Origin of the sequence: Enterobacter hormaechei subsp. hoffmannii, from assembly GCF_001729745.1 — a bacterium.
Lineage (GTDB): Bacteria > Pseudomonadota > Gammaproteobacteria > Enterobacterales > Enterobacteriaceae > Enterobacter > Enterobacter intestinihominis.
In genome coordinates this window covers 4,238,708-4,256,683 of the sequence record NZ_CP017186.1, presented here as the reverse complement: position 1 = coordinate 4,256,683, position 17,976 = coordinate 4,238,708, and the positions used below count along the sequence as shown (strand labels likewise).

Genomic DNA, 17,976 nt, shown 5'->3' with positions numbered 1-17,976 from the left:
ACGGGCAAAGTGAAATATAGACTTTTTTTGACATACCACCTGATTTGAGAAATGTGCCTGAATAGATAATCTTTAAATATCAATGAAATGGCTTTGTAATATCTTTTTACGCTGGTGCGACCACTGAGGAAACTTTACAATCCGCGGCAGTTAACGAAGAGGATTTTGACGTGGAAAGGTTTGATGCCGTAGTAATTGGCGCCGGTGCGGCGGGTATGTTTTGTGCGGCAATGGCCGGACAAGCGGGTCGTCGTGTGCTGCTGCTGGATAACGGAAAAAAGCCTGGCCGCAAGATCCTGATGTCCGGTGGCGGGCGCTGCAATTTCACTAATCTTTATGTCGAGCCTGCGGCCTATTTGAGCCAGAACCGTCATTTTTGTAAATCTGCGCTGGCGCGCTACACGCAGTGGGATTTCATCGAACTGGTGGGTAAACACGGTATCGCGTGGCATGAGAAGACGCTGGGACAGCTGTTCTGCGACGACTCCGCCCAGCAAATCGTGGATATGCTGGTGGCCGAGTGCGAGAAAGGCGGCGTAGTCATGCGCCTGCGCACCGAAGTGCTGGACGTCGCCCGTAACGAGCAGGGGTACACGCTGCAACTCAACGGCGAAACCGTCAGCGCCGATAACCTGGTGATCGCCAGCGGCGGCCTCTCGATGCCGGGGCTGGGTGCCTCACCGTTCGGCTATAAAATCGCCGAGCAGTTTGGCCTGAAAGTATTACCCACGCGCGCCGGGCTGGTGCCGTTCACGCTGCATAAGCCGCTGCTGGAACAGCTTCAGACGCTCTCCGGCGTGTCTGTGCCGTCGGTCATTACGGCCGAAGACGGCACGGTGTTCCGCGAAAACCTGCTCTTTACCCATCGTGGTCTCTCGGGGCCAGCGGTGTTGCAGATCTCCAGCTACTGGCAGCCGGGGGAGTTTGTCTCCGTAAACCTGGTGCCGGACTGCGATCTGGACGCCTTCCTCAATGAGCAACGCGCCGCGCACCCGAATCAAAGCCTGAAAAATACCCTGGCGATGCAGCTGCCGAAGCGTCTCGTGGAGTGCTTGCAGGTGTTAGGGCAAATTCCGGATGTTGCGCTTAAGCAGCTCAACAGCCGCGAGCAGGACACGCTGGTGGAGACGCTGACGAACTGGCGCGTGCAGCCAAACGGCACCGAAGGCTACCGCACGGCGGAAGTGACGCTGGGCGGCGTGGATACACACGAACTCTCATCCCGCACGATGGAAGCCCGCAACGTGCCGGGTCTTTATTTCATTGGTGAAGTGATGGACGTGACCGGCTGGCTCGGCGGGTATAACTTCCAGTGGGCGTGGGCCAGTGCCTGGGCATGCGCGCAGGCGCTGGCTGAAAAGAACGGTTAATATTTATTATTTTAGCGTGCTGTGTCCTTAACGGGGCCACGCTTTTTATTGTCTGCATGGTGTTTTGTCTTCTTAAAAGGGTTGTCTATGTCTGCTGCTCATCTCGGTTTCCCGACGGAAACCGTTGTTGTCTTTGTGGTGATGGCCGTTGGGGCGATGTTTATCGACCTCTTCATGCACCGTCACGATAAACCGATCTCGCTGAAAAGCGCGGCCATGTGGTCCATCTTCTGGGTCATGATGGCGATGGCGTTTGCTGGCTTCTTATACGTGCACCACGGCGCGGAGATGGCCAGTCTGTTCCTCACCGGCTATGCACTGGAAGAGGTGCTCTCCGTCGACAACCTGTTTGTGATGATGGCGATCTTCGCCTGGTTCGGCGTGCCGGATAAGTATCGTCACCGCGTGCTCTACTGGGGCGTGCTGGGGGCGATTGTGTTCCGCGGTATTTTTGTTGCCATCGGCACCAGCCTGCTGAGCCTGGGGCCATACGTTGAGGTGATTTTTGCGCTGGTCGTCGGCTGGACGGCGGTGATGATGCTGAAACGCAATGAAGAGAGTGATGAAGTCGAGGATTACTCCAACCATCTGGCGTACCGCCTGGTAAAACGCTTCTATCCGGTCTGGCCAAAAATCAGCAGCCACGCGTTTATCCTGACCCAAAAAGAGGTGGACGCCGAGCTGGAGAAGCCTGAAAACAAGGATGTGATGGTAGGTCGCGTGAAGAAGGCGAAGCGCTACGCGACGCCGCTGCTGCTCTGCGTGGCGGTGGTAGAGCTGTCCGACGTGATGTTCGCCTTCGACTCCGTTCCCGCGATCATTGCCGTCAGCCGCGAGCCGCTGATTATCTACAGCGCCATGATGTTCGCAATCCTCGGCCTGCGTACCCTCTACTTCGTGCTGGAAGCGCTGAAGCAGTATCTGGTGCATCTTGAGAAAGCGGTAGTGTTACTGCTGTTCTTCGTAGCGTTCAAGCTGGGGCTGAATGCGACCGATCACTTCTGGCATCACGGTTATAACATCGGTGCCACGGCAAGCCTGTTTGTGGTGCTGGGGGTACTGGCGCTGGGGATTATTGCGAGCGTGATGTTCCCGGGGAAACGTGAGGCCTGATGTATCGCCCGGTGGCGCTTCGCATACCGGGCCTACGACTGGGATGTAGGCCGGGTAAGGCGCAGCCGCCACCCGGCAAAAGGCTACTTTATTATCGGTGAGTTTCGGCGCTTGCGCGGATGATGGAAATGGCGCCAGTGCGGATCCTGCGCCGCCGCCAGCAGCTCGTGGTCGCCACGCGTGTCGCCCCAGGCGCGCAGGTGATATGCGTTCAGATCGCCATACACCTTTTCCAGCCTCGCCACTTTCTGCGCGCAGCGGCAGTTGTTGCCGGTGATCCGCCCGGTCAGCTTGCCGTCTTTCACTTCCAGCTGCGTGCCAATCAGCTTAATGCCGAGCTTATCGGCCCACGGCTGCAATACCAGCGCCGGGGAGGCGGAGCAAATCGTCACTTCCGCACCGGAATTAACTTCGTTGGCGACAGCCATGACCCCTTCCGGGCGCATCAGCTTGTTCCAGTATTTTTCACAGAAGGCCTCTGCCTGCTGACGTAACCAGTGCTCATCCACCCCCGTCAGGAAGGTTTTGATCAACACCTCTTTCAGCTCATCACGCGTCAGCTTGCGACGCACGCAGTGCAGCGTGGGCAGGGCCATGCGCACCAGGCGACCCGCAAAGTAGCGCTTGCCAAAGGCAAAGCGCAGGAACGGAATAAAACTGTCGTGGTGCGTCAACGTACCATCAAAGTCAAAGACAGAGAGCACGCTGGACTTCGCCACGGCTTCGTCGGCAATCATATTGGTCATAAATACGTCTTAGCTGAAATACACATTCTGTTCACTAGTTTACCTGCTTTACCTTCACAGTCCTTCTATCCGATCTCATTTTTTCTCGAACCTGTGGGCTGACGGGTCAAACTATGTCATCCACCACGCCACCGTCAACGCGCAGCGCCGCGCCGGAAGTCGCGGAGGCCTGCATGGAACAGACATACACCACCATATTCGCCACTTCTTCTACCGTTGCGGCGCGCTGAATAACCGAGCTGGGGCGATTCTCCATCACGAACGCTTTCGCCAGCTGCTCCAGCGATTTGCCGGTTCTCTCCATCTCGTCTTTCATCATCGCGGCAAAACCGTCCGACATTGTCGGGCCCGGCAGCACGCTGTTCACCGTGACGCCGCTGCCTGCCACGAACTTCGCCAGACCGCGCGCCAGCGAGAGCTGGGCGGTTTTTGTCACGCCATAGTGGATCATATCCGCAGGAATATTGCAGGCCGATTCTGACGAGATAAACACTACCCGACCCCAGCCTTTTTGTACCATACCGGGCAGCAGGGCACGGGAGAGGCGCACGCCGGACATCACGTTGGTTTGCCAGTAGCGTTCCCAGGTCTCGTCGTCGGTGGAATAAAAATCCTGCTGGCCATAGATCCCGGCGTTATTCACCAGAATATCGACGTGCGTGGCGACCCTGAGCAGTTCGTCAACGCCCTCCTGCGAGCTCAGGTCGGCGATGGCGGCACGGACCTGTACGCCTGGCACCACCTGCTGGAGCGCCTGAATGCCTTTGTTCACCGAGTCGACGCTGCGCCCGTTGACGATCACTTCCGCACCGCTCTCCGCCAGTCCGCGGGCGATGGCAAACCCAATACCGCCGGTGGACGCGGTCACCAGCGCTACTTTCCCCGTTAAATCGATTTTCATCGTTCACTCCTTGTCGTTTTATGGTTCAAAACTTAAAGCGTAGCAGTTGACGATGACGGCTCCTGTTTAAAAAGGCGCAACAGCGTCTCAACCTGCTCGTCCAGCGGGCTGAGGGAGCGTTTAACGATGAGGTGCAGCGGCGTGGCGCGTCGAACGCCGTGGCTGAGGGGCAGGATTTGGAGGATGCCCTGCTGGAGCGGGGTCTGAATGCGTTCTTCCGGTAACCAGCCATATCCAACCTGATACATCACTGCTTCGATCGCGGCATCGATGGTGGAGAATGTCCACGACTCCCCGGTAGGGCGAACGGTGGGCTGGCTGTCTGCGATCTGAATGCGCGGCCACGGTCGAAGCATCTCGTCGTTAAGCGGTGTATCCAGCGCAAACAGCGGGTGCGCGTGATGCGCGACGGCAACAAAATCGATATTCATCAGCCATTCGCCCAGGCCGGTAATGTCCTGGCGGCGGGTTAAGACCATCACGTCGGCCTCATCATTGAGCGCATCTGCGCGGCTGTTTTCCAGCACCTCGGTAAGCCGCACCTGCGTTTGCGGGTACAGCTGCTGAAACTGGCGCAAAATCGCGAACAGCCGACTGCGCGGAAAAATACTGTCTACCATCAGGTCGATACGGGTTCGCATCCCGCTGCGCAGGGTTGCAGCGCGCGTTTCAACGTAGGCGAAGGCTTTCAGCAGCGGTTTAACCTGATTCAGCAACAGTTCACCCGCCGGGGTCAGCACGGCACGGCGTCCCTCTGTCATCAGGAGCGCTACACCCAGCCGCTCCTGCAAAAGCGACAGGTTATAGCTGACCGAGGACTGGCTGCGATGGGTCTCTTCCGCCGCCTTAGCGAAGCTGCCAGCCTCGATGACTCTTTCCAGCAAGGCCCACTGTTCGAGCGTCGTCTTGTGCATGATTAATCTAAATTTTGGATGAATTTGATTCAAACATAGCGTTATTCATTCATTTTTTGAAGGGGTACGATCGTCTCATCAAAACAAAGGAGACATCTTATGAGCACCTTCGATAAACATGATTTAAGCGGCTTCGTCGGCAAACATCTGGTATATACCTACGACAATGGCTGGAACTACGAAATTTACGTTAAAAACGAGAACACGCTCGACTACCGTATTCACAGCGGTCTGGTGGGCAATCGTTGGGTGAAAGATCAGCAGGCCTACATTGTCCGTGTTGGGGAAAGCATCTATAAAATTTCCTGGACGGAGCCAACCGGTACCGACGTGAGCCTGATTGTGAACCTGGGCGACCGCCTGTTCCACGGCACCATCTTCTTCCCACGCTGGGTCATGAATAATCCGGAAAAAACCGTCTGCTTCCAGAACGATCACATTCCGCTGATGAACAGCTACCGTGATGCCGGGCCAGCGTATCCAACCGAAGTGATCGATGAATTTGCGACGATTACTTTTGTACGCGACTGCGGTGCGAATGACGATAGCGTTATTGCGTGTGCTGCTAGCGAGTTGCCAAAAAACTTTCCAGATAATTTAAAATAAGCTTAGCAACGCGTTAAATGCACAACGGCCATTTCGGTTTTAACCGGAATGGCCGTTTTTTATGCCGCAGAAATACCGGAGTAAGTCACCGATTCCGCCGTTAAGGTGAAAGGCGTAGGGGTACAGACCGCCAGGCTCAGCGAGCCGAAGCGAAGCTGGCTGACCGGGAGCGACTGGGCGGTGCTGTCAATGCTGACAATCTGCCACGCGCTGCCGCCACGCTGTTTAACGATCGCCTCTTTGCGCGTCCAGATGCGCCAGAATGCGGAAAGCTGCTCTTCCGGCGCTTCACGCTCCAGCTCGTCATGCTCGGTGAGGCTGAAAACGGCATTCGCCAGCGCCTGCCAGTTCTCCCGCGGGCGGATCACTTCGATATCGCAACCAACCTCGCCTTCATCGCTTATCAGCATGGCAATATCGTCCCCGCTGTGGCTCAGGTTAAACCACAGCGGATGGCCGTTAGCGAAGGCCGGTTTTCCCTGCTCGCCGTAGATTATCTCGGGAAGCGGTGAGGGGGATAAAGTTCTGGCGAGCAGCGTCCGGCCTGCAAGCCAGGAAGCGTATCGCGCACCCTGAGGTGCCATATCTGCGAGCGTTGACGCCAGGGGGTCCGCGCTAAGGGTGGAGATCTTTCCCAGTACAAACTGGTACATAGTTACGCCCAGCGTTTAATGATTATCGAGGTATTAATGCCGCCAAAGGCAAAGTTATTGCTCTGAATAAATTCGCAATCAATCGGGCGGGTTTCCCCCATAATATAATCTAAAGCGCCGCATTGCTCATCCGGTTGTCTTAAATTGAGCGTCGGCGTGAACCAGCCCTCCCGCATCATATGCAGACTCAGCAAGGCTTCCAGCGCGCCGCAGGCACCCAGGGTATGGCCGAAATAGCTCTTTAAGGATGAGATGGGCACGCTGTCGCCGAAAATAGCGGCGGTCGCCTGACTCTCGGCGATATCCCCGCGATCGGTTGCCGTGCCGTGGGCAGAAATGTAGCCAATGTCCTGAGGGCTAAGGCCCGCCATCGCCAGCGACTGCTCCATACACACCTGCATGGTTTCACGCTGGGGCTGGGTGATGTGCGCCGCATCGCAGTTGGTGGCAAAGCCCACGATCTCGCCATAGATTGTCGCCCCGCGTGCTCTGGCGTGATCCAGCGCTTCCAGCACCAGCGTGCCCGCCCCTTCGCCAATCACCAGGCCATCGCGCTGAACGTCAAACGGCGACGGCGTGGTTTTAGGCGCGTCGTTACGCTGGCTGGTGGCAAACAGGGTATCGAAAACCGCCGCTTCCGACGGGCACAGCTCTTCCGCGCCGCCTGCCACCATCACGGTCTGGTAGCCGTGACGAATCGCTTCCCAGGCGTAGCCAATCGCCTGGCTGCCAGAGGTACAGGCGCTTGAGGTGGGGATCACCCGTCCGCGCAGGCCAAAGAACAGTCCGGTATTCACCGCCGTGGTGTGCGGCATCATCTGCACGTAGGTGGTGCCGGTGATGTTGTGGGTGTGCTTTTCGGTGAGCATGGAGGCAAACTCGCTGACCGGTCCGGTGCTGCCCGTCGACGAGCCGTAGGCGATGCCGGTCTGACCGTTGGTCAGCACCGCGTCGTCGATCAGTCCCGCCTGCTCCAGCGCCAGCTCGGTGGCGCGGGTTGAGAGCAGCGACACGCGGCCCATAGCGCGAATGCGCTTACGGGTATAGTGAGCGGGCAGAGTGAAATCTTCAATCGGCGCGGCGAGCAGGGTTTGCAGGCCGTCATACGCCTGCCACTCCGTCATGGTACGTACCGCATTTTCATACTCGCGCAGACGCCGCGAGATGGTCGGCCAGTCCTCGCCGAATGCGGTGATGCCGCCCATGCCCGTAATCACTACCCGGCGGGTCATAGCATGCCTCCGTTGATCGATATCACCTGTCGCGTCACATAGCCTGCTTTATCCGACATCAGGTAGCTCGCCAGCCCGGCCACTTCCTCGGCCTGGCCCATACGCTGCATCGGGATCATCGACATCGCCGCGTTCAGCGCGGCTTCATCCATCTCGATCATACCGGTATCAATCAGCCCCGGCGCGATGCAGTTGACGGTGATTTTGCGTTTTGCCAGCTCGGTGGCGAGCGCTTTGGTGGCGCCGATGATCCCGGCTTTCGCCGCGCTGTAGTTCACCTGCCCACGGTTGCCCATAATGCCTGACACCGACGACAGGGTGATGATCCGCCCGCCCTTGCGGGTGCCGATCATCGGCATAATGCAGGGATGAATGACGTTATAAAAACTGTCGAGATTGGTGTGGATCACGCTGTCCCAATCATCGTCGCTGAGCGCCGGAAATGCGCCGTCGCGGGTAATACCGGCGTTACTGACCACGCCATACCACGCGCCGTGGTCAGCGATCGCCTGTTCCAGCACCGTACGGCACTGCTCGCGGTTGCCCACGTCAAAGGTGAGTAAACGGCCCGCGCCGCCTGCCTGGACAATCGCCTCCAGCGTCTCCTGCGCGCCCGCTTCATCACGATGGTAATGCACGCCGACGGTGAAACCGTCCGCCGCAAGCTGAAGGGCGATAGCGCGGCCAATGCCTTTGCTGGCGCCGGTGACCAGTACGGATCTCATGATGGTGTTCCCTGGTTAAAAAGTGTGGTTAATTCTTCCTCGCTCGGCTGGAAGGTGTTTACGCGGCCCGTGGCGAGGGAAATATTATCCGCATGAATGGTGCACTCGAAGCTGCCAAAGCGCTCATCCTGCATCAGACGTTCGATGGTGATGGTCAGTGTGCTGCCTGCGGCAAAATGCCCTGCGTCGCACACCAGCTCGCGCGCGCCCAGCACCATACCCAGCGCACAGTGCGGCAGCCCTTTTTGCATCCGGTGCCATTCAGACCAGACGCCCACGGTCTGAGCCATCAGCTCCAGCGCAAACCAGCCGGGCAGGTTGCCGCCTGCGTCCAGAAACGGCGCCAGAACGCTCCGTTCGTTCACCGTCACGCTGCAAACGGCGCGGTCATCGGTGACGCTTTCCACGCTCTCAAGCAGCATCATCGGCGTGTCGTGAGGAAGATAATCCCCGGGTGGTAAGTAGCGCATCATACTCTCCCCAGCAGAAGGCTGGCGTTGTTGCCGCCAAACGCGAAGGAGTTTGACAGGATCACCGCTTTTTTCAGCGGTGCGCTCTGGTGCAGTAGGCCGAAGGTGGGTAGGGTGTCGTCCGGCGCGTAGCGGGAAAAATCCTGCGGCGGCAGCGGCAGGTCTCGGGTCAGGATCAACCAGCTCAGGGCGGCCTCGGTGATCCCGGCGGCGCCCAGCGTGTGGCCGGTAAGATGTTTCGTGGAGCTGCACGGCACGCGGTCGCCAAAGAGATCGTGGATCACCTGCGCCTCAATGCGATCGTTCAGCGGCGTGGCGGTGCCGTGCAGGTTGATATAACCGACGTCCGCCGCCGTCATGCCCGCCTCGTTCAGCGCCTGGGTGATGGCGCGGATCGCCCCTTCGCCCTGCGGATGTGGGGCGGAAATATGGTACGCATCGCTGGATTCCCCCGCGCCCAGGAGCGCAATCTCGCCCGGCTCGCGGGTCAGTACCATCAGTGCTGCCGCTTCGCCAATGGTGATCCCCCGACGGTTGCGGCCAAACGGTTCGCACAGGGTCGGGGAGAAGGATTCCAGGCTGTTGAAGCCGTTGACCGGCATGCGGCTCAGGCTGTCGGCTCCGCCGACGATGGCGACGTCCACCAGACCGGCGTCGATCAGGCGACGGCCGCTGATGATCGCTCGTGCGCTGGAGGAGCAGGCGGTCGAGATGGTATACGCCGGGCCGTCCAGCGCAAGCCAGCTGGCGAGAAAGCGCGACGGATCGCCCAGCTCCTGCTGCGGATATTGCCACTGCGGACTGCGCTCGCCGTTCTGCGCGCGGCGCACGTACTCATCACCCTCGTCCAGTCCGGAGGTGCTGGTGCCCAGCACCACCGCCACGCGGTCGCGCCCCACGTGCGCAATGGCCGCATCGACGGCGGGCCGGATTTGCGCCAGCGCCGCCAGCAGCAGCTGGTTGTTGCGACTTCGATGCGCAGAAAAAGACCCGGGAACAGGGGGAAGATCACCCTCCACCCCACCCAGCACGGCCTCGGGTAAGCCCTGTAGCCAGCCCGCACGCTGGCGCATCCCGGGGGCCACGCCAGCGTTCAGGTTTGCCGCTATTTCATCAGCCGAGTTGCCGAGCGCGTTGACCATGCCAACGGCAGAAAGGTAAATCATCTCAGTCACCCAGATATTGAATGGTGATGTGGTAGTGAAAAGCGTGCTGCACAATGCTAATCGGTTCACGCCTGCCGTTACGGTTCAGGTAGGCAATTTCCGTGACCAGCTTGCCATCGGGGTTGCGCAGTTCGCGTCTGGTGTCAGTATCGTTCAGCGTCCAGCCTTTCGGCAACTGCGGCTGCCAGGCGCTGAGAGGCCAGTGGCTGAGCATCACGTCGGCCAGCACCTGGCTGGCGGGCGGCAGCTGCGGCATCACAACCGACTGCTCAGTGTGGATCCCGGTGTCGTCGTAGGTGGCGAGGAACAGGCGGATCCCGACGGAGGAGAGGCCGGCAAGCGTCACTTTATCGCCATCGGCGTTCAGCATCACCAGCAGCGACTGGGTCTGGCCTTTAAAACTGCCGGTAAGCAACTGCTGCGCGCGGATGGCAGGCGTGATGCCCGGCGGTGGCAGCGTGACGCGGGTGCCGGGCTGGAGCCAGGCCTGAGGGCGCGCGTCATCGCGGTTCGTCGTATGGCTACACCCCGCCAGCAACAGGGCCATCATCACTGCCGCCAGGCGAATGAAACGGGTCATGGTAAGTTCTCTTTGTTAGTCGGCATCGCCAGCGGGGCGAGCAGGAACGCGGTGAAGATACCGCTCACCAGCACAATGCCAAAGCTGCTGATGGCCTGAGTGGTGCTGAACACCAGCATTCCCAGCGTCAGCAGGGTGGTCATCATGGCGAGGGTAATCGCCAGCATGGAGGTCAGCGGCGTGCCGCGCGGGTTGCTGAAAAACAGCGTGTAGTTGATGCCAATGCCGAGGACCAGCACCAGCGCCAGCAGGGAAAACAGGTTCACCGGATGGCCCGTCACGGCCAGCGCCGCCAGCCCGCCGCCCAGCGACAGCACGGACGGCACCAGCGCCACCAGCCCTTTTCGCCAGCCGAGGCGCACCACCGCGCCGCAGGCAATCACCGCCAGCGCCACGCCCAGCAGTCCCGTCAGCAGCGCGCGGTAGAGTGCAAACAGGCTGTCGAAGCTGGCCTTACGGTCAACCCAGACGACTCCGGGATGGCGGGCGGCCAGCTCACCGAGCGCAGCGCTGTTTCTGACGCCATCGACCGGGACCAGCACACCGCTTTTGCCGTCCGGCAGCGTCAGCCACAGCAAACGCCAGCCCTCGCTGGCCGGGCTGGCGAGCCACGCCTCCACGCTGACAGGCATGGCGTTCAGATTCGGGGCGACGGCATTCAGCCCCGTGCTTTGCAGCATTTTCGTCACCGTCGGCGCGGCGTTACGCAGAAGTTGCAGATCGCTGTTCTGCCGCGCCAGCGAGTTCAGCGGCAGGGTGCGCCAGCGGGTTAATTCTCCGGCTTTTTGCGCCTGCGCCAGCGCCGGGGTAAACGCCTCCAGCCGCTCCAGCGTTTCCTGAGCCGACGCGCCATACACCACGAACCACTTCTGATCGACATTTTGCCCGGTCAGGGCGGTGATGGTTTTTTCCTGCGCCAGAATGTCCTGCGGCAGCGCCTGAAGCCGGGCGATATCGTCATCCACCCGCAGGCTGGCGATCCCGATGGCGGAGAGCAGCGCCAGTGCTACCGGCAGCCCGACGGAGAGGGTTTTGCTGTCGCGCCAGGCGTTCAGCCAGCGCTGCATCATCCCTCTCAGGGGGATCGGGCGAACCGGCATGCCACGGCACAACCACGGGTGCCAGAAAATTACCGTCAGGCACGAGGCGCTCAGCCCTGCGGCGGCGAACACCGCCATCTGACGAATGCCGGGGAAGGGGGCCAGCATCATGAAGAGATACGCCACGACGGTGGTCAGCAGCGCCAGCAGCAGCGCGTTACGCACTTTTGCCAGGCTTTGCCAGGGCGAGTGTTCCGCGCCGTGCACCATCCGCTCCGTGAGGTAGTAAATCGTATAGTCCGCCGAGATGCCGATGATGCTCATGCTCATCACCAGCGTCATCAGGTGCAGCTCACCGAACAGCAGGAGCGTCACGACCGTCCCCGCCAGCGCGCCGATGGCAATGGAGAGCAGGCTCAGCAGCAGCGGACGTACGGAGCGAAACACCGACACAATCAGCAGGATCACCCCGAGCACCGTGGCGACGCCAAGCGTGGAAATATCTTTTTTAGCCTGCTGGCTGGCGTAATCGCTGTAGAACACCGTCCCGCGCGACAGCAGCTGCGCCTGTGGATACTGGCTTTTCAGCGTCTGCTGCATCGCGTTGAGGGTGGTCACCAGCTGGTGGGTTTGCTGCATGTCAAACGACGAGCCTGCCAGCTCGCCGTGCAGCAGATACCAGTAGTTCCCGGCCGCATCTTTTGTCACCAGCCAGCCGTCCATCAGCTGCATCTTCTGGCTGTTCTTCGCCAGCGCGAGCTGCGCGCCGCGCATCAGCATCAGCGGATCGTTTTGCAGCTCCTTGCCGCTCACGCCGGAAAAGGCGGAGTAGAGCTGGGACAGGATCCACTGAGCCTGCGCTTCACCGCCGTTTTGCAGGCGGGCGCGGGTGGCCGGATCGACCAGGCCATTGCGGTGCTGCCAGAAGAAATCTCCCCAGGCCTGTTGCCCGGCGGCATCCAGCGGACCTTTTACGACACTCAGCGCCTGGCTGCGTTGCAGCAGGGTTAACCACTGCTGCGCCACGCGCGGGTCCGGCTGTTTACCAGGGCTGACCAGCCAGATGAGCTGGCGGTCGAGGCGCTGCATAAATCCGTCGTTGAGAGCGGGAGGGATCGTGCCGAGCGTCTGTTTCGGCAGCATGGCGAGCACGCTGCTGTTCAGCCGCGCGCCGGGCAGCAGCGACAGCAGCACGCCCAGCAGGATCAGGCATACCGCGGCCCACAGCAGCGCCGGGCGCAGGGCGTTACGGTGCGGCAAAGCGCTGGCGTTCTGCATCGGTCAGGCGGGCGGGGGTCAGTTGGTGGCGGGAGAGGGCGATATCCGTCGTGTCGCCCTGCTTATCGTTCAGGCGAATGGATTCCAGATAGATCGCGCCCTTCAAATCAAGGGTGGAGAAAATCTTGTCCAGCGGTGTGGTGACAGGCGTCAGCACCAGCGACCAGCGGCCTTCACCCAGGTCTTTGAAATCGACGCGGAAGTTCTCTTCCAGCACCTTGCGGTCGGCCTGGAACAGCGCCCGCAGCAGATGGTTGAACTGGAACATCTGCGGGTTAGTGTCGGCGGTAATGGTCTGCGGCGGCTGACCGTTGACGATTTGCACCATCCGTTTGTCATCCAGCAGCAGCGTCATCGGGAACGGCGCTTTTTGATCCCACAGCAGGCCATTGTCACGGGCGATCAGCATCTCCCCCTGCGAGCGCAGGGGCTGAGGCATGTCCTTGATCGTGCGGGTCTGTTCGAAGTGTGCGCGCACCACCGGTTGCTCCGCAAACCGCTGTTGCAGTTCATCCAGCGTGACCGCGTTCACCAGCGGGCTTACCAGCAGCGCGAGTAGCGTTATCCACTTCATGGCGCGATCCCCATGCGTTCGAACAGAATGGCCGGGCTGACAAAGCACATCTCCCGGCTTGCTTCCTCCACCGCCACCTGAATGGTGTAGCCGGTGGTGGTGCGTTTCCCGGTTTGCGCGTCGAAGATTTGATAGGCGATGCGCAGACGGTTTTCAACCTCTTCAATGTGGGCGCGGACGCGAATGCGCTGCTCGAAGGTCACCGCGTCGCGGTATTTCACCCGGGTATCCACCACCGGCCAGACGTAGCCGGACGCTTTCATCTGGCGATAGCCGTAATCAAACTGGTTGAGCAGCGCTTCGCGGGCAATCTCAAAATAGCGGAAATAGTTGCCGTGCCACACCACGCCCATCATATCGACGTCGTGGAACGGAACGGTGATTTCAACTTCAGCCGTAAAGCGGGGATCGGTCAGCACCCTTTACTCCTTCTCGTTGACCTCTGGCAGCTGCCAGAAATCGAAAAAATTAAACCAGTCGAGCGGCGACAAGAGCGCGTAATGCTCCAGCCGCTGCGCATAGCGATCGACGGTCTGCTGTAGCGCCTGCTGGCGTTCGCCGCGTGGCAGCAGCAGCGGGTCGGCAAACGGCTCGCAGTGCAGGGTCAGCTTTCCCTGCTGGCAGAGGGCAAAAATCAGCACCACCGGGCAGCGCAATAGGGACGCCAGGATAAACGGTCCCTGCGGGAACGGCGCGGGCTGGCCCATAAATTCGCTCCATATCACCCGCCAGCTGCCGCCGCGCTGCGGGGTGACGGCGATCCGATCGCCCACGATCGCCACCCATTCGCCGCGATCCAGCTTCTCTTTAATGAGGATGGCGGTCTCCGGGCCAATGTCGGTGACCGGCATCAGGTGAATGCCCGCTTGCGGCGCCATCTCCTCCATCACCTGTTTAAAACGCTGAGCATTGTCGCTAAAGACCAGCGCGTTGATGGTTTTCGCCCCTTCGCGCTGGGCCAGCGCCCGGCAGGCTTCCACATCGCCAAGATGCGACGCGAGCAGCAGTTTGCCCTGAGGATCGTCAAGACCCAGCGCCTCCTGCGCGCCTGGCGCAAAGACCAGATCGCGATGAAGCTTCATTTCGCCGCGCCAGCTGGCCACTTTGTTCAGCATGGCATGACCGAAGCGCAGGAAGTGGAAAAAACTGTTAAGCCGTGCGGGTTGCGGCATTTGCCGCTGTGCCATCACCGTTTTAACCCGCGTCAGCCACTGCTGCGACGCCTGACGCGCAGCGCGGGCGGTCAGCCAGTAGACGCCCGTAACCGGCCACAGCAGGATGGTAAACGCCTTTCGCCCCAGCAACTGCCAGACGCGCAACATCAGGCGCATGCCCCATAATCCTTTCACCTCCTGCTGCTGCGCCCAGTGCTGCGAGCGGCGACGCATCAGCAGGGAAGGAATGCGCGGCAGCATGCCGAGAAACAGACGGGTATGCATCAACGAGATGCGCACGTTGTCTTTCAGGGCATCGAAATGGGATACCCCGTCCGGCGGATAGGTCACGCGGGTGGGCAGAAAATAGCTGGTGTTGCCCTGCCAGTAGAGGCGCACCATCACTTCAGTATCAAAATCCATCCGCCAGCCGAGCGGCGTGCCCGCCGCCAAACGCATTACCGGCGCTATCGGGTAAACGCGAAACCCGCACATGCTGTCTTTTAGTTGCAGGGAGAGGGTTTCAATCCAGACCCAGACGTGTGTAATCCAGCGCCCGTACAGGCGCGAACGGGGGATCGAGTCATCATAAACGGGCTGACCGGAAATGAGCGCATCGGGATGGCGTTCGGCCAGCGCCAGCAGTTTGGGGATGTCTTCAATAGCGTGCTGGCCGTCAGCGTCCACCTGAACGGCGTGGGTGAAGCCGCGATCGGCACAGGCTTTCAGCCCCTGCATCACCGCCGCGCCTTTGCCGCTGTTTTCGGCGAGGCGCAGCAGCGTGACCTGCGGACGATCCGCCGCCAGCGCTTCAAGCGTGCGGCGCGTGGTTTCATCGCTGCCGTCGTCCACCACCAGACAGGGCAGATCGAAAGGCGCCAGGCGCGCCAGCACCGAAGCCATCATCGCCCCGTGGTTATAGCACGGGATCAGCACGCAGGGACGGAAGGTTACTGACATAAGCGAATCTTCCCGCTGCTGGCGGTGTGACGCTCGTTACCCGCATGGCGCTGGTAGCTAAAGGTCAGCATCTGGCGTTCGGGCTGCCAGGCAAGGAGCAGCGTGACCGTGTTCTCCGGTAACAGCGGAGCGGCGAACTTTACGTTCTGAATACTGTGAAAACGGTAGCCCGGCGCCAGCGCGGCGGCGTAATGCATCACCCGGTCGAGCTGGGCTACGCCCGGCAGCAGCGGCTGTACGGCGAAATGTCCCTTAAACCAGAGCAGGTCAGGATCAAGATAAAGGGTTATCTCCAGATACCCGGGGCCAGGCTCGCGGCGTTCGATTTCAGGGATTTTCATGAAACAACTCCTGTAGCTGCGCAGTTACGCGCTTGTTCATGCTGTTGACCGGAATTTCATCAACGATCCGCCAGTAGCGCGGCACGGCAACCGGTTCAAGCCAGGGGCGAAGGGCGCGACGCCAGGCGAGCTCCTGCGCTTTTTTGCTCTGTTCGTGTTGCTGACGCACCGCTTTATTCAGCACCAGCAATACGCCAATACCCTGACGCCCGCCGCGCGTCACCGTCAGCGCGGCGGCTTCGCGGATGCCGTCCAGCGCCAGCAGGCGGCGCTCAATGTCATCGAGCGAAATGCGCTTATCTTCAATTTTGACCACCCGACCGCGGCGCCCGACGAGGCTGAACTGCCCGTCAGCCGTGAAGTGCAGGATATCATCCAGCAGGACCCCCTCCGCCTCGGGGATCAGCGGCGACGTCACGCGATCGCCGTGAAACGTCACGCCGGGGAAAGGCTGCCAGCGGATGCTTTCCTCCTGACGGTAGCGCCAGGCCATAACCCCCGTTTCCGTGCTGCCGTATATTTCATCCGGCCAGACGTTGAGCCAGGCCTGAACCGCGGCGACCTCCTGCCAGGGCAGCGCGCCGCCAGCGGAGAAGAGCAGGTTGACGGGGGGCGGCGTCAGCGACGCGTCCAGCCGCTTGAGAAACGCCGGACTGCTGATGAAAAGATAGCGTTTATTGTCGGGAAGGGCAGAGAGCTGCTCGGCATAGTTGAGCAGGCTGGCGTGCAGCGGCAGGCCGAGCGCCATGGGTAAGACGACACGAAACGTCAGGCCATACAGGTGGTGCAGCACCACGGAAGCGACGACGTGACAGCCTGCCAGACGATCGCCAAAATGTTCCGCCAGCAGACGAGCCTCACGATCCAGGCTGACCACCGGCTTACTCACCCGCTGCGGCGTGCCGGTCGAGCCGGAGGTGTAAAGCTCGATCGTGCGCATCTCATCGATGGCAGGCAGCGGTGAAAAGGGATGGCCTGCCCGCTGAACGGAAGCCACCCGCAGCTGTCGCCCCTGAAAATCGAGCGTGGTGTCGCTCAGGACGCCGCTGAACAGCGCCCGCTGTTCGTTAAGCTGCGCCGCCCGGCTGTGCCCAGGGAGGACCGGCGTTTTACCCGCATGCAGCGTCGCCAGCAGCGCGACAATAAACAGATAACCGTTTTCGATGCACAGCGCCCAGCGCTCGCCTTCTTCATCACGCAGCGTGTCGACCAGCTGAGTGACGTCGTGGCGCAGATCGCCAAGCGTCCAGAGATGGTTGTCCTGCCAGGCGACAGGGGTGTCGTCAGGGCGGGGGGCACTGAGCCACTGGCTAAGCGGGAGAGGGTTAAGCATCGTTTTTCATCACCCGTTGTCGCACCAGCCACTCGCCGGCCATCAGCGTGCCCATCAGGAGATAGGCAATCATCCCGTTCCACAGCGTCCACAGACGGATATCGGCGTGTAATACGGTAAACAGCGCGATCGCCCCGTTAATAATAAAAAAGCCGCACCAGACCTGGGTAACCCGGCGCGTGTAACGTACCCCGACGGGGGAGAGATCCGGTTCACGCAGGCGCGCCAGCCGTTCAACGACAGGCATTGCCGTCCACAGCGAACCGCCAAACACCGCCAGCATCACCAGATTCACCACCACCGGATAAAACAGCACCCACTGGTGCGCGTGCAGGACGTAGCTCGCCGCGCAAAGCGCTATGCCAGCCAGCGCCACGCTCACGAAAAGATAACGCAGGGGACCGCCCTGCCGACGGGCCTGGCAGACGCGTAACAGCAGCACCAGCGCCATCACGGGCAGTATCCCGTGCAGGCTATTATTTGCCAGCCCAAAGCCGATCAAAAACGGCCATGCCAGCAGCATCAGCCCCGTCAGGGCGGGAAGAACTGGAATCGAACGCACGTTACGCGTCGCGCTGAAGCTGTTCCACAACGTCCACGACGTCCTGCACCGTGCGCACCGCTTTGAAGGTTTCGGGCTTGATTTTATGGCCCGTTTTCTTTTGCAGGTGCACTACCATATCGACGGCATCAATGCTGTCGAGATCCAGATCCTCGTAAAGCCGTGCCTCAGGGGTAATATCCTCCGGGGCGACTTCAAACAGCGTAATAAGAAGCGCAGAGACTTCCTGATAAATCGTTTGTTGTTCTGTCATAGCGG

At 60.4% G+C, this 17,976-nt stretch carries 20 protein-coding genes; 3 read left to right on the top strand and 17 right to left on the bottom strand.

Annotated elements, in window-relative coordinates:
- The first annotated feature begins 170 nt into the window (after positions 1 to 170).
- A complete protein-coding gene (locus BFV65_RS20185) occupies positions 171 to 1,370 on the top strand; it encodes a BaiN/RdsA family NAD(P)/FAD-dependent oxidoreductase (protein ID WP_063163699.1) in 1,200 nt (399 codons plus the stop codon).
- Between the two features lie 87 nt (positions 1,371 to 1,457).
- Positions 1,458 to 2,483, top strand: a complete 1,026-nt coding sequence (locus tag BFV65_RS20180) for a TerC/Alx family metal homeostasis membrane protein (protein WP_023298822.1) — start codon at positions 1,458 to 1,460, stop codon at positions 2,481 to 2,483.
- An 83-nt stretch (positions 2,484 to 2,566) separates the two neighbouring features.
- Here the strand turns inward: BFV65_RS20180 and BFV65_RS20175 are convergent, their stop codons facing one another.
- The 3 genes from BFV65_RS20175 to BFV65_RS20165 all read right to left on the bottom strand — a co-directional run bounded on the left by BFV65_RS20175 (position 2,567) and on the right by BFV65_RS20165 (position 5,044).
- Positions 2,567 to 3,229, bottom strand: coding sequence for an HAD family hydrolase (locus BFV65_RS20175; protein ID WP_063201337.1), 663 nt, complete (start codon positions 3,227 to 3,229; stop codon positions 2,567 to 2,569).
- 106 nt (positions 3,230 to 3,335) lie between these two features.
- Positions 3,336 to 4,130, bottom strand: coding sequence for an SDR family NAD(P)-dependent oxidoreductase (locus BFV65_RS20170; protein ID WP_022649696.1), 795 nt, complete (start codon positions 4,128 to 4,130; stop codon positions 3,336 to 3,338).
- A 32-nt stretch (positions 4,131 to 4,162) separates the two neighbouring features.
- The gene (locus BFV65_RS20165) at positions 4,163 to 5,044 is read right to left on the bottom strand and encodes a LysR family transcriptional regulator (protein WP_022649695.1); all 882 of its coding nucleotides are present in this window, start codon (positions 5,042 to 5,044) and stop codon (positions 4,163 to 4,165) included.
- Between the two features lie 99 nt (positions 5,045 to 5,143).
- Here BFV65_RS20165 and BFV65_RS20160 point away from each other — a divergent pair, with 99 nt between their 5' ends.
- Positions 5,144 to 5,650, top strand: coding sequence for a phenolic acid decarboxylase (locus tag BFV65_RS20160; protein WP_022649694.1), 507 nt, complete (start codon positions 5,144 to 5,146; stop codon positions 5,648 to 5,650).
- A 59-nt stretch (positions 5,651 to 5,709) separates the two neighbouring features.
- Here BFV65_RS20160 and acpT read toward each other — a convergent pair whose 3' ends face one another.
- Genes acpT through BFV65_RS20090 form a run of 14 tightly spaced genes read right to left on the bottom strand, consistent with a single transcriptional unit; the run spans position 5,710 to position 17,971 of the window.
- The gene (acpT, locus tag BFV65_RS20155; RefSeq protein WP_022649693.1) at positions 5,710 to 6,303 is read right to left on the bottom strand and encodes a 4'-phosphopantetheinyl transferase AcpT; all 594 of its coding nucleotides are present in this window, start codon (positions 6,301 to 6,303) and stop codon (positions 5,710 to 5,712) included.
- Positions 6,304 to 6,305: 2 nt separating this feature from the next.
- On the bottom strand, positions 6,306 to 7,535 hold the full coding sequence (locus BFV65_RS20150; RefSeq protein ID WP_023298820.1) for a beta-ketoacyl-ACP synthase: 1,230 nt from the start codon (positions 7,533 to 7,535) through the stop codon (positions 6,306 to 6,308).
- Positions 7,532 to 8,263 carry a 3-ketoacyl-ACP reductase FabG2 gene (locus BFV65_RS20145; protein ID WP_032626847.1) on the bottom strand — a complete coding sequence of 244 codons (732 nt, stop codon included), beginning with the start codon at positions 8,261 to 8,263 and terminating at the stop codon, positions 7,532 to 7,534. The genes BFV65_RS20150 and BFV65_RS20145 overlap by 4 nt, the downstream gene beginning before the upstream one ends.
- The gene (locus BFV65_RS20140; protein WP_069597120.1) at positions 8,257 to 8,730 is read right to left on the bottom strand and encodes a hotdog family protein; all 474 of its coding nucleotides are present in this window, start codon (positions 8,728 to 8,730) and stop codon (positions 8,257 to 8,259) included. The genes BFV65_RS20145 and BFV65_RS20140 overlap by 7 nt, the downstream gene beginning before the upstream one ends.
- Positions 8,730 to 9,896, bottom strand: a complete 1,167-nt coding sequence (locus BFV65_RS20135; RefSeq protein ID WP_069597035.1) for a beta-ketoacyl-[acyl-carrier-protein] synthase family protein — start codon at positions 9,894 to 9,896, stop codon at positions 8,730 to 8,732. Before BFV65_RS20135 ends, BFV65_RS20140 begins: the two co-directional genes overlap by 1 nt.
- Position 9,897: 1 nt before the next feature.
- A complete protein-coding gene (locus BFV65_RS20130) occupies positions 9,898 to 10,476 on the bottom strand; it encodes a DUF3261 domain-containing protein (protein ID WP_023307143.1) in 579 nt (192 codons plus the stop codon).
- Positions 10,473 to 12,794, bottom strand: coding sequence for an MMPL family transporter (locus tag BFV65_RS20125; protein ID WP_069597034.1), 2,322 nt, complete (start codon positions 12,792 to 12,794; stop codon positions 10,473 to 10,475). Before BFV65_RS20125 ends, BFV65_RS20130 begins: the two co-directional genes overlap by 4 nt.
- Positions 12,763 to 13,368, bottom strand: a complete 606-nt coding sequence (locus BFV65_RS20120) for an outer membrane lipoprotein carrier protein LolA (protein ID WP_045622196.1) — start codon at positions 13,366 to 13,368, stop codon at positions 12,763 to 12,765. Before BFV65_RS20120 ends, BFV65_RS20125 begins: the two co-directional genes overlap by 32 nt.
- Complete coding sequence (locus tag BFV65_RS20115) at positions 13,365 to 13,787, bottom strand: acyl-CoA thioesterase (protein ID WP_006812302.1); 423 nt, start codon at positions 13,785 to 13,787, stop codon at positions 13,365 to 13,367. Before BFV65_RS20115 ends, BFV65_RS20120 begins: the two co-directional genes overlap by 4 nt.
- Before the next feature lie 3 nt (positions 13,788 to 13,790).
- Positions 13,791 to 15,482 (bottom strand): glycosyltransferase family 2 protein, encoded by a 1,692-nt coding sequence (locus tag BFV65_RS20110; RefSeq protein ID WP_063149274.1) that lies wholly within the window; start codon positions 15,480 to 15,482, stop codon positions 13,791 to 13,793.
- Entirely contained in the window at positions 15,473 to 15,823 is a 351-nt protein-coding gene (locus BFV65_RS20105; RefSeq protein ID WP_022649683.1) for an ApeI family dehydratase, read from the bottom strand. Before BFV65_RS20105 ends, BFV65_RS20110 begins: the two co-directional genes overlap by 10 nt.
- On the bottom strand, positions 15,810 to 17,156 hold the full coding sequence (locus BFV65_RS20100; RefSeq protein WP_069597033.1) for an AMP-binding protein: 1,347 nt from the start codon (positions 17,154 to 17,156) through the stop codon (positions 15,810 to 15,812). The genes BFV65_RS20105 and BFV65_RS20100 overlap by 14 nt, the downstream gene beginning before the upstream one ends.
- Positions 17,149 to 17,748 carry a COG4648 family protein gene (locus BFV65_RS20095; RefSeq protein WP_058645921.1) on the bottom strand — a complete coding sequence of 200 codons (600 nt, stop codon included), beginning with the start codon at positions 17,746 to 17,748 and terminating at the stop codon, positions 17,149 to 17,151. Before BFV65_RS20095 ends, BFV65_RS20100 begins: the two co-directional genes overlap by 8 nt.
- A complete protein-coding gene (locus BFV65_RS20090) occupies positions 17,720 to 17,971 on the bottom strand; it encodes an acyl carrier protein (RefSeq protein WP_022649680.1) in 252 nt (83 codons plus the stop codon). Before BFV65_RS20090 ends, BFV65_RS20095 begins: the two co-directional genes overlap by 29 nt.
- Positions 17,972 to 17,976 lie beyond the last annotated feature (5 nt).

What these genes read in the sequence shown, in the direction of transcription:
- BFV65_RS20180 (WP_023298822.1), top strand. Translation starts at nt 1,458, where the DNA reads ATGTCTGCTGCTCATCTCGGTTTCCCGACGGAAACCGTTGTTGTCTTT.
- BFV65_RS20175 (WP_063201337.1), bottom strand. Translation starts at nt 3,229, where the DNA reads ATGACCAATATGATTGCCGACGAAGCCGTGGCGAAGTCCAGCGTGCTC.
- BFV65_RS20170 (WP_022649696.1), bottom strand. Translation starts at nt 4,130, where the DNA reads ATGAAAATCGATTTAACGGGGAAAGTAGCGCTGGTGACCGCGTCCACC.
- BFV65_RS20165 (WP_022649695.1), bottom strand. Translation starts at nt 5,044, where the DNA reads ATGCACAAGACGACGCTCGAACAGTGGGCCTTGCTGGAAAGAGTCATC.
- BFV65_RS20160 (WP_022649694.1), top strand. Translation starts at nt 5,144, where the DNA reads ATGAGCACCTTCGATAAACATGATTTAAGCGGCTTCGTCGGCAAACAT.
- acpT (WP_022649693.1), bottom strand. Translation starts at nt 6,303, where the DNA reads ATGTACCAGTTTGTACTGGGAAAGATCTCCACCCTTAGCGCGGACCCC.
- BFV65_RS20150 (WP_023298820.1), bottom strand. Translation starts at nt 7,535, where the DNA reads ATGACCCGCCGGGTAGTGATTACGGGCATGGGCGGCATCACCGCATTC.
- BFV65_RS20140 (WP_069597120.1), bottom strand. Translation starts at nt 8,730, where the DNA reads ATGCGCTACTTACCACCCGGGGATTATCTTCCTCACGACACGCCGATG.
- BFV65_RS20135 (WP_069597035.1), bottom strand. Translation starts at nt 9,896, where the DNA reads ATGATTTACCTTTCTGCCGTTGGCATGGTCAACGCGCTCGGCAACTCG.
- BFV65_RS20130 (WP_023307143.1), bottom strand. Translation starts at nt 10,476, where the DNA reads ATGACCCGTTTCATTCGCCTGGCGGCAGTGATGATGGCCCTGTTGCTG.
- BFV65_RS20125 (WP_069597034.1), bottom strand. Translation starts at nt 12,794, where the DNA reads ATGCAGAACGCCAGCGCTTTGCCGCACCGTAACGCCCTGCGCCCGGCG.
- BFV65_RS20120 (WP_045622196.1), bottom strand. Translation starts at nt 13,368, where the DNA reads ATGAAGTGGATAACGCTACTCGCGCTGCTGGTAAGCCCGCTGGTGAAC.
- BFV65_RS20110 (WP_063149274.1), bottom strand. Translation starts at nt 15,482, where the DNA reads ATGTCAGTAACCTTCCGTCCCTGCGTGCTGATCCCGTGCTATAACCAC.
- BFV65_RS20105 (WP_022649683.1), bottom strand. Translation starts at nt 15,823, where the DNA reads ATGAAAATCCCTGAAATCGAACGCCGCGAGCCTGGCCCCGGGTATCTG.
- BFV65_RS20100 (WP_069597033.1), bottom strand. Translation starts at nt 17,156, where the DNA reads ATGCTTAACCCTCTCCCGCTTAGCCAGTGGCTCAGTGCCCCCCGCCCT.
- BFV65_RS20090 (WP_022649680.1), bottom strand. Translation starts at nt 17,971, where the DNA reads ATGACAGAACAACAAACGATTTATCAGGAAGTCTCTGCGCTTCTTATT.